Here is a 10,216-nt window from a genome sequence, read left to right on the forward strand (position 1 = left end):
TATTGCAAATATTTTCTGATTATGATCATGCTGGCAGAAGCTGACCGCGTAATAATGGAATAAGCGTCATTTTCTTTAATTTCAAGGAGGCAGCGACGATTAATTTAAGGCATAGGAATTTCAAAGATATATGTTCGTCCGAAAATCCCGTAGGGGCGTCGCTTGACGACGCCCGCCGGAAGGGCTTCGCAAGCGAAGCCCCTACGTCGAACGGGATAATAGTTGCCCCCGATGCGCTTCGCGATCGGGGACCTAATTCAACGTATAGGAATTTCAATGTTGTCTATTTTTTGTAGGGGCTTCGCTCGTCGAAGCCCTCTGAAGGGGCGCGACAAGCACGCCCCCTACATGCGAAAAATAACAGTTGCCGCCTTTTGGCGGCCTAATTGACCGAGAGCAGTCAAATGATACTTGTAGGAACAGACAGCTTTTTTGATCAGTCCATGGTAGCGCAGACGCTGGCAAATGCGCGAAATTTGCGCCGATGTTTTGTCCAGTCGTTTCCGCAGGTCGGCGTTGCGGAACCCGAAGGATTGGGCTTGGCCTTGGGCCACCGTCAGGAAGACCTGTTCATCGTCTTCGTCAAAGAGATTATTGAAACAGGCGGTGCCGTTGCGGTGTACCACCTTGCTAATGATCCGGTCGAAACACGAATAGACGCCGAGAATATCTTCGGCATGCCGTTCAAGAAAAGATGTTTGCATAGTGAACCTCCTTGTTGGGAGGCAGTTGTATCAAAAAATTATCACCCGGCATAGCCGGAACCCTTTATGGTTCCGGCTATGCCGGGTTGGGGAATCATATCTGATGCGCCTTGGATACTGCTGCATTAACATGACGCTGCGCGCGCAAAAACCGCCGGTTTATACCGGAAGGACGCTGATCAAACGCCTCTTTTCCATGGAAAAAGCCTCCGCGCTGGCCGCGCGCAACACGGCGGATCTGCTGGCTATCCTGCGATGGAATCAGGAACATGACATCCACGTTTTCCGGGTAACGAGCGGCTTATTCCCGCGCCTGACCGATCCCGAAAACGGCTATCGCATCGCGGAGCTTGAAAACGCCCGCGTGATTATAAAAAATCTGCGCGCCGCCGGCCGGTTCGCGGCCCGGCACAATATGCGGCTTTCTTTTCACCCGGGCCCCTTCGCCCTGTTCGGCTCGCCGGACAAAAAAGTCAACGCCTCCGGATTGCGGGAAGTGGGAGCTCACGCCGAAATCGCCGCGTATATCTGCGCGGACGCCGAATTGGATATTCCCATCAACATCCATATCGGCGGTTCCTATCATGGCGATTTCAAGGGGACCGCCCGGCGCTGGCTGGACAATTTCGCAAAACTTTCCGACCGTACCCGCGCCCGGCTGGTCCTGGAAAACGACGACCGGGCCGGCGGGTGGTCAATCAGGAAACTGCACGGTTACATTCACCGGGCAAGCGGGATTCCCCTGACAATTGACCTGCACCACTTTCTTTTCTGCCACGACGGTTTTTCCATGGAACAGGATTATTTCCTGGCAAAATCCACCTGGGGCGGAAGATCAAACCAGGCCCATTACTCCGAATCGGCCGGCCGGAAATTAAAACCGGCCCATTCCGATTTCCTGAAAAAACCGCTCCCGGATTTTGTGCTGAAAGACAGGGGAGCGCACGTGCTTCTTGAAACCAAGGCCAAGGAACTGGCCCTGCTGAAATACCGCCGGCAGTTCAAAATCCGGGAAACAGGCTGGTGACCGCCCAATGTCAAGTCCTGCATGGACTACTGGAACTGCATTTCCAATGATTTTTGATATTTTGTTTTCAATGCGGTTTTTTTTGGTTGATTTATCCGGCTTTCTGGTTTATGGAAATGAACATGAACAAAACATTTGCATGTGCAACCCCATCCCGGCAAATAGCGGAGGAATACAATGAAAATCAGTCTTTCCGGCAAAACAGCCCTGGTTACCGGGGGTTCAAGCGGCATCGGCGCGGCGTGCGTAAGACTTTTCAGAGAGTCCGGAGCGGTTGTGTTTCTTGCCTCTTCTCCGGCGGACTACATCACGGGTCAGACCCTTTTCGTGGACGGCGGGATACTGGTCAACTCTTACAAAGAATAGTCCCGTCATTTTTTGGGATGGCTTGACTGATATGACCGGCATCGCCTGCACGCGTATTGAAGGCATGGCGGCCGCGTTTGGTCTGATCGGCGGCGCCGTAACGCGATTTGAGGCATGCAAGGATGTGGTTATGGGCAGACTGCCGGCCGGGCTGCCCGCGTTATATGCCAATGGATTATTCAGCGGTTTGGGTAAATACCTGTCGTTGCCCAATGGGTTTTACAGTGAACTGCACATTTTAATGTTGCTGGGCTTTATGGCGTTGGGACGACTGCGTCGCCCGGAAGCGCTCCGCCATGTGGCGCCGGGAGAAATCGGCAAAGCAATCGGCCCGCTCCCCGGAAGTTCGCACTCTGCGCCAAAAAATCGCGATAATATCCACTACCGGCAAACCCGGTCCCTGGCCGTCTCGTCGCTGAACATGCCTTGTACGGATGTTGCATATTCACCATCGGCCTCGGCGCCTTCTTTTGCCACGGCCGCTGAAAACAAAAAAGAACTTGCCCGGGCGTGAGCGAGCCAATCCGTCAGGCGTCGGATTTCGCCGGAGACGTGCCGCGGGCGGCAACGCGCCGCCGGCACAATTGTATGATCAGTTTCTCCAGCAGCAACTCCTCAAGTCCCGATGACGAAACAAGCTTAAGGCGCGTTGCCAGGATGGCCGAGCGGGCCGCATCCAGTTCCTGCCGCGAAAACAATCTGGCCTGCTCATCCAGTTTTTTCAGGAAATATTCATGCGGCGGCCGGCCCTTGTCGCCGGCCAGCAGCGCTTCCAAAACGCCCTTTTCCCGGCCCGTTGTTTTCCCGGAGGCCATTTCCTTCATGATCAGCAGATAACGAAAGCGCGATTCCAGTCCCATTACCAACCCGATTTCGTTCTCCTTTTGAAAAAGGAGCTGGCGCATCAGCGCAATGGCCTTCGGCAAGTCGCGGCGGCCGACGGCGTCGGCCAGGTTCAAGGCGCTGCTTTCGCGCGCCGACGCCACAACGCCGCGGATATCTTCCTCGCGGACTTCCCGCCGGGGATGCACAAAGAGCGCCAGCTTGTTGACTTCCTGGATCAACTGGCGGGTTTCCGTGCCGGCCAGCGCGACGATTGCCTCGGTTATTCTTCCGGAAAACTGTAATTTATTGTTCCGCAAAGCAGACCGCACAAAGGCAATCGCCGCCTTTTCCTTTTCCCATGGCTTCAATGCGGCTTGCAGATGTATTTCGCCTTTTGCCTGACACGCCTTGAAAAAAGCGGCGGCCTTGTCAACGGCATTGGATGTTACAATCAGCATATTTCCCGGCGGCAACCCGGATTTGATCAGTCCGGTCAGAGAAGCAAGCGTCTCGGTTACTTCTCTGGAACGGGCGAGGAGGCTGCGGTCAAGAAAATTGGCCTGTTTGAGCCACACCGCCTTGCGCGCGCCCGTGAAGCCGGGGGTGCGGAGGGCTTCCAGGCATCTGGCGATGCTTGCGCCGGCCTCGGACGCGTTGCGGGCGCGGGCCTCAATAATTTCAAGGCCGAGCGTCTGCTCCGCCGGCGGGATCAATTTATTCGCCAGAACTCTGGCGTCCTGGACAAGAAGATAATCGTCCTCGCCGCTGAAAAGATAAACCCCGGCCGAGCCGGTATGCGCAGATGCATTCATGTGTTGCGGGTTTTAATCTTACGCAAAACGAATCTCCCGCGCAAGCCCGCTCTTTGCGGTATTTGCCAGCCCATTTCCAGCATTGACATTCACTTGAAATAATATTATCCTGTGCATAATTTGTGATGCAGGCGTGTTTCTCGCCGGTCAAAATGCCGTTGACAATCACATTGCCATGCAGCACAACGCCCACCTGCAGGTCGTGTTACGCAATAAAAAAGGGAAAAACCGTCCCATGAACACCAAGGCGGCAGAGTCGCCATCCGAAACAAACGGCTGGCGGTCCGTTGTCAATGTTGCAAACTTCTCCGCAAAACCGTCATATGTCTTATCGGAACGGACTCAATGCGCATCATGGGCGGGGCGGGCTTGCCTGCTGATTGTGTTCTTTGCGCTGTCCCCCGCCTGGGCCGGTCAGAAGGTGCGCGTGGGCATTTACCAGAGCAAGCGCCAGCTTGTGGATACGACGATCATTTTCAACCCGACGCAGCTTTACTTTGCGGCGCCCAGATCGGGCAACCCGGCCCTGCTAAACGCCATTGACAAGCGCCTGCTGCGTTTCAAGGAGAATCCGGCGTCCGTTTACTACCGCTCCCTGCGGCGATGGACATCGGAAAACGAGAGATCCGGCTTCCCGGCCTGGCTCAAGGGCGCGGGAACAGGCGCGGCCGGGCTGCTTTTGTTCTGCGTTTTCTGGAGCATTGTTCTCAAACGCCAGGTCGCGGGCCGGACACGGGAATTGGCGCTGCGCAACAAACAGCTTGAGGCCTTGCACGCGCAAATGGAACAGGCCGAGCAATCCCTGCGCGAAAGCGAATTGAAATATCACACCCTCTTTGAAAACGCCCCCGACGCCATTATGCTCATGCGCGCCAACCAGTTTGTTGACTGCAATGCCCGGGCCCTGGTCATCTTCGGATGCCGCCGCGAAGAGATTATCGGCGCGCCGCCCTACAAATTTTCGCCGGCCGTCCAGCCGGACGGCCGCGGTTCCCGGGGAAAGGCCCTGGAAAAAACTAACATGGCCGCCAGGGATGGTCCGCAGTTATTTCAATGGGAACACTGCCGGCGGGATGGAACGCCGTTCCCGGCCGAAGTGAGCCTGACCCCCCTTGAACTGGGCGGGGAAATTTTGCTGCAAGCCATCGTGCGCGACGTTACCGAGCGCCGGCGGGCGGATGAGCAAATCCGCCGGCTCAATGAAGACCTGAAACGCCATGCGGCGGAACTGGAACAGCGCGTGGCGAAGCGAACCGCCGAGCTGGCAATAGCGCGGGACCATGCCGAGGAATCCGACCGGCTCAAATCGTTTTTCCTCGCAACCATGTCGCACGAATTGCGCACCCCCCTCAATTCCATCATCGGCTTCACCGGCATCCTGCTTATGGGGCTGGTGGGCCCTCTGACCCGCGAGCAGGAAAAACAGCTTGTCATGGTGCAGGACAGCGCCCGCCACCTGCTGGAACTGATCAACGACGTGCTGGATATTTCAAAGGTTGAAGCGGGCCAGATTGAACTTGCCCGCGAGCAGTTTGACATACGAACGGTGATTCAGCAAAGCCTGGATAAGATCTCGCCCCTGGCCCTGAAAAAGGGACTGAAGGTAACCGCCGTCATTGCCCCGCAGGTCGGACGGGCGGTCGGCGACCGGCGCCGGACCGAGCAGATTCTCATCAACCTGCTCAGCAACGCTGTCAAGTTCACCGAGCGGGGCGAGGTGAACATTGAATGCCGGCTGGAAAACAACCGGGCGGTTACGCAGGTCAGCGATACCGGCATCGGCATCCGGCCGGAAAACATGGATAAGCTCTTTAAGCCGTTCCGGCAGTTGGATAGCGGCCTCACCCGCCAATACGAGGGCACCGGCCTGGGGCTGGCCATCTGCAAGCGGCTGGCGGAGTCCATGGGCGGCGGAATTGATGTTGCAAGCGAATGGGGAAAGGGAAGCCGCTTTACCTTCACCCTGCCGTTGGAAGGAACGCCGGCATGAAAACAAAAATATTGATTATTGAAGACAGTGAAAGAAACGCTTATCTGCTGAGGTTCATCCTTGAAAAAAGCGGCTACGAGGTTGCCCGGGCGCAGGATGGCAGACAAGGGATCGCGCTGGCCCGGCAAATCAAGCCCGACCTGATCCTGCTGGATATCCAGTTGCCGGTGATGGATGGCTATGCCGTTGCCCGCGAACTGGCCGGGAACGGCGACCTCTGCCATATTCCGATCGTGGCCGTAACTTCCTATGCCATGCCCGGCGACCGCGAGCGCGTCCTGGCGGCGGGTTGTTCAGGTTATATTGAAAAACCCATCAACCCGCAGACGTTTGCCGCTGAAATAGAACAATATCTGCCGGCAGGCGGACGAGACATCACACCGGAAAAAAACATATGAAAACATTACTTATCGTAGACGACAATGAACAAAACCTGTACATGCTGGAGGTGCTTTTATCCGCCAGGGGATTTAAAGTGGAAAAGGCCTTCAATGGCTTCGAAGCGCTGGAAAAAGCGCGCCGCGCGCCGCCGGACATGATCATCAGCGACATCCTTATGCCGGTCATGGACGGTTTCGCTCTGTGCCGCTCCTGGAGGGGGGATAAAAAGCTGAAGAATATCCCCTTTGTCTTTTACACCGCCACCTACACGGAACATGAGGATGAAAATTTCGCCCTCAGCCTGGGCGCCGACCGTTTTATCACCAAGCCGATAGAGCCGAGCAAATTTCTGGAAATAATCAGCCGGACCCTGGAAAACTTCAAAACCGCCGAAAAAACCGCCCCGCGCAAACCGCTTGCCGAAAACGGCTTCTATAAAAAATATAATGCGGCCCTCTTCCGCAAGCTGGAAGATAAAATGCTGCAACTTGAGCGGGTAAACCACATCCTGGAAAACGACGTCGCCGAGCGCAAGCAGGCCGAAAAAATTCTGCGCGAAAGCGAAAACAAATACAGAACCCTGATTGAAAACATTCCCCAGAAGATATATTTTAAAAACAAGGATTCGGTCTATATATCCTGCAACCTGAACTATGCCCGCGACCTGAAAATCTCGCCGCACGAGATCGCGGGGAAAACCGATTACGATTTTTTCCCGGAAGAGTTAGCCGACAAATACCGGGCGGACGACAAGCGCATCATGGGATCGGGGGCGACCGCAGAACTGGAGGAAATATATGTCAAGGACGGGGTCAAATCGTGGGTCCGGACCATCAAGACGCCCGTCAGCGACAAGGGCATTCTGGGTATTTTCTGGGACATCACCGAACGCAAACAAGCGGACGAGGAACGCCGGAAACTTGAAAAGCAGATGATTCAGAACCAGAAAGTTGAATCGGTCGGACGCCTGGCCGGCAGCATTGCCCATGATTTTAACAATATGCTGACCGTGATCTGCAGCTGCGCCGAACTGGCGCTGCCGCAGCTGGCCCCGGAACATCCCGTCTATGCTTATCTCAAGGATATTCAGACCGCCGCCAACCGTTCGGCCGAGCTCACCAAGCAACTGCTGACTTTCGCCCGCAAGCAGCCGGCGCGCCCCAAAGTTTTGCGGTTGAACGACACCGTGCGGAACATGCTCAAGATACTCCAACTCCTCATCGGCGAAAACATAAAAATAGTCTGGAATCCGGGAGCGGACCTGTGGCCCGTCAAGCTGGATCCCAGCCAGGTTGACCAGCTTCTGGCCAACCTGTGCCTGAATGCCCGCGATGCCATCTCCGGCAAGGGCGAGATCGCCATTGAAACCGGCAATGCCCCCCTGGATGCGGCGGCAAAACGACAGAACGCAATTGCGCCGGGCAGTTACGTCAAGATTTCAGTGCGGGATAACGGATGCGGCATGGACAAAGAAACGCTGACGCATATTTTTGAGCCGTTCTTCACCACGAAACGCGTGGGCCAGGGCGCCGGCCTGGGGCTGGCCACAGTTTACGGCATCGTGAAGCAAAATGAAGGATATATCAATGTCCTCAGCAAGCCGGGGCATGGCACAACCTTTGAAATCTATTTTCCCCGGAATGTTGCCGCGGCAAAAACCGCCAAACCGGAAAAAGCCGGCGCCTCCCCGGGAGAGGCCAGGCACGGCAAGGAAACCGTGCTGGTGGTGGAGGATGAACCCCAACTGATAAAATTGATTTGGATGATATTAGAATCGCTGGATTACAAGGTGCTAATCGCCGTTACGCCCGGCGAAGCCATCCGGCTGGCCGAAAAGCATACCGGCCCTATTCATCTCCTCGTGACCGATCTGGTCATGCCGGAAATGAACGGGTTGGAATTATCCAGGGAAATACTGAAGCGCCATCCTAAAATCAAGTCCCTCTTCATGTCCGGGCATTCGCCGGGCCTGATCGGCATGAAGGGATTCATGGAAGAAAATGCGGATTTTATCCAAAAGCCGTATTCAATCAGGGACCTGGCCGCCAAGGTTCGCGAAGTGCTGGACCGGAAACAGGACGCGGAGCGTGAAGAATGACATGCGCGGGACCGGCGGTCTGACGGCAACCGCGGCGGTTCAGAATTCCTGGCGGCTGGTATAGGGACACGGCCGGTTGTTTTTAACAAAGACGCAGTTCCGGCTGCACGATTCTATATGCACCGTCACTTCGCTTTCAGATACGGCGGCGGCAATATCATGTTTCAGCTCCGTGATAATCTGGTGAGCCTTTTTAACCGACATGTGTTCCGGCATGACCAGATGGATATCCACAAACTGCTTGCGCCCCGCCGATCTTGTTCTGATATTCCTGAAATCGCAATACCGTTCATGATGACGGGCCAACGCCTTGATCACGTCCATCTGGCTCGGCTCCCCGATTGAGGCGTCCAGGAGTTTCACGAATGCTTCCCGGAGAAGCCGCGCCGAAGGGAACGCAATCAGCGCGCTCACAAGCAGGGTGACTACGGGATCAACATAATCGGCCAAGGTCAAAAATCCGGCGTTATTGAAAATCAGCACCAGCGCAAAAGACAAAGTAATCGCCAGTGAAATGAACCCTTCCAGGCGGAAATGTATCCCTTCGGCCCGCAGGGCCGGCGACGCGTGCTTTTTCGCAAGTTTAAGGATAAATCCCGCCCCCCAGAAATTGATGACCACGCCCAGGAAACTGGCGGCCATGCCGATAAAGGGGGCGTGCACCTCGCCGGGCTTGACAATATGCATAAGCGCCTGAACGGACATGGCCAGCGCCAGACCGATCAAAACAACACCCTCAATGGCTTCGGTTACGTTCTCAATTTTGCCGTACCCGTAGTTGTGGAAAATATCGGCCGGTTTACCGGATAGTTTGATCGCGTAATACAGGATGCCGGAGACACACAGCGCAATAACCGATATTCCCAGATCGGCGGCCACGGCGAGCGAATTGACGATCAGGAGCGTGACAAGTTTAATGAGAAAGAGAACGATGTTGGAAAAGAGGCTTACGCGAACTGCCGCCAGCATTCCTTTGTTTTTTTTCATGCGGCCACTTTATCGTTATCCCGGGCTAAAAAAAAGCAAAAACAAATCCGCCCCGCCTTGCCGGCGCGCGCCGGACCGGTAAAACACGGCCGTAGCGCCGATATAAAATGCGGATTGAAATAACAAACGAAATCGCTACAATGCCGTTTCAAGAGAGGTTGGCTGTGCGGACAAGACCAAAAAAGAAATTATTCGGATGCGTCGCAATTCTCGGCCTGGGCCTGATGGGGTCCTCGCTCGCCATGGCTTTGAAAAAGAGGGGGATTGCCGGCAAAGTAACCGGGTTTGCCCGGCGCCCGGAAACCAGAAAAAAAGCCCTGGCCGGGAAAATTGTGGATGCCGTCTGCGACCGGCTGGAAGACGCGGTCCGGGACGCCGACCTGGTCGTGGCGTGCGCGCCCGTCAGCGTCATCCCGGAAATAATCACAGCCGCGGCCGGACACCTGCCGCCGCGCGCCGTGGTAACCGATGTCGGCAGCGTAAAGGCCCGGATTGCGGCCGCGGCCGAAAAAGCGCTCGCGGACAACCGCGCGGAATTTCTCGGCAGCCACCCGATTGCCGGCTCGGAACAGCGCGGCCTGGAAGCGGCCCGCGACGACCTTTACCGGGGGGCGGTGGTGGCAATTACGCCGACGCGGCGGACATCGCGCCGGGCCTTGCGGATTGTCAGCGGATTCTGGCGGGCGCTGGGCGCGGAAGTTGTTCCGGTTTCCCCGGCCGTTCATGACCGCGTGCTCGCCCGCACGAGCCATCTGCCGCACTTGATCGCCGCCCTGCTGGCCGGATGCGCCGGCCGGGAGCGCGCGGTGGAATACGGTAAATTCTGCGGCGCCGGTTTTCGCGACACAACCCGGATAGCGGAAGGCGATCCGGAACTGTGGCGCGATATTCTCGCGAATAACGCCTGTTTTCTGCGGGGCGAGTTGAAGGTTTTTGCCGGGAAACTGGCAAATTTGTCGGCCATATTGAGCAAAGGCGATGAAAGACAAATCGCAAAATATCTGCGGAACGGACGGGAATGCCGGC

At 56.0% G+C, this 10,216-nt stretch carries 9 protein-coding genes and 1 pseudogene; 7 read left to right on the top strand and 3 right to left on the bottom strand.

Annotated features, from left to right (window positions below; translation table 11 throughout):
* Positions 1 to 344: 344 nt before the first annotated feature.
* Positions 345 to 704, bottom strand: a complete 360-nt coding sequence (locus PHP98_10380; protein ID MDD5484033.1) for a hypothetical protein — start codon at positions 702 to 704, stop codon at positions 345 to 347.
* 103 nt (positions 705 to 807) lie between these two features.
* Here PHP98_10380 and uvsE point away from each other — a divergent pair, with 103 nt between their 5' ends.
* From uvsE to PHP98_10395, 3 genes and pseudogenes are all read left to right on the top strand, one after another.
* Positions 808 to 1,731, top strand: coding sequence for a UV DNA damage repair endonuclease UvsE (gene uvsE / locus PHP98_10385; protein MDD5484034.1), 924 nt, complete (start codon positions 808 to 810; stop codon positions 1,729 to 1,731).
* Between the two features lie 177 nt (positions 1,732 to 1,908).
* A pseudogene (locus PHP98_10390) lies at positions 1,909 to 2,013 on the top strand (short-chain dehydrogenase).
* 106 nt (positions 2,014 to 2,119) lie between these two features.
* Positions 2,120 to 2,611: a hypothetical protein gene (locus PHP98_10395; protein MDD5484035.1), complete on the top strand. Its 492-nt coding sequence runs from the start codon at positions 2,120 to 2,122 to the stop codon at positions 2,609 to 2,611.
* Between the two features lie 13 nt (positions 2,612 to 2,624).
* Here the strand turns inward: PHP98_10395 and holA are convergent, their stop codons facing one another.
* Positions 2,625 to 3,734, bottom strand: coding sequence for a DNA polymerase III subunit delta (holA, locus tag PHP98_10400; GenBank protein ID MDD5484036.1), 1,110 nt, complete (start codon positions 3,732 to 3,734; stop codon positions 2,625 to 2,627).
* Between the two features lie 133 nt (positions 3,735 to 3,867).
* Between holA and PHP98_10405 the strand changes: the two genes are divergently transcribed.
* From PHP98_10405 to PHP98_10415, 3 genes are read left to right on the top strand one after another with little or no spacing between them, the layout of a single operon-like run.
* Positions 3,868 to 5,724: an ATP-binding protein gene (locus PHP98_10405; protein MDD5484037.1), complete on the top strand. Its 1,857-nt coding sequence runs from the start codon at positions 3,868 to 3,870 to the stop codon at positions 5,722 to 5,724.
* Positions 5,721 to 6,122, top strand: a complete 402-nt coding sequence (locus tag PHP98_10410) for a response regulator (GenBank protein MDD5484038.1) — start codon at positions 5,721 to 5,723, stop codon at positions 6,120 to 6,122. Before PHP98_10405 ends, PHP98_10410 begins: the two co-directional genes overlap by 4 nt.
* Positions 6,119 to 8,203, top strand: a complete 2,085-nt coding sequence (locus tag PHP98_10415) for a response regulator (protein MDD5484039.1) — start codon at positions 6,119 to 6,121, stop codon at positions 8,201 to 8,203. Before PHP98_10410 ends, PHP98_10415 begins: the two co-directional genes overlap by 4 nt.
* 39 nt (positions 8,204 to 8,242) lie before the next feature.
* Here the strand turns inward: PHP98_10415 and PHP98_10420 are convergent, their stop codons facing one another.
* Positions 8,243 to 9,190, bottom strand: coding sequence for a cation diffusion facilitator family transporter (locus tag PHP98_10420; GenBank protein ID MDD5484040.1), 948 nt, complete (start codon positions 9,188 to 9,190; stop codon positions 8,243 to 8,245).
* Between the two features lie 164 nt (positions 9,191 to 9,354).
* Here PHP98_10420 and PHP98_10425 point away from each other — a divergent pair.
* On the top strand, positions 9,355 to 10,216 hold an 862-nt coding region (locus tag PHP98_10425; protein ID MDD5484041.1), incomplete at its 3' end, for a prephenate dehydrogenase/arogenate dehydrogenase family protein.

Source organism: Kiritimatiellia bacterium (assembly GCA_028715905.1).
Taxonomy (GTDB): Bacteria; Verrucomicrobiota; Kiritimatiellia; order JAAZAB01; family JAAZAB01; genus JAQUQV01.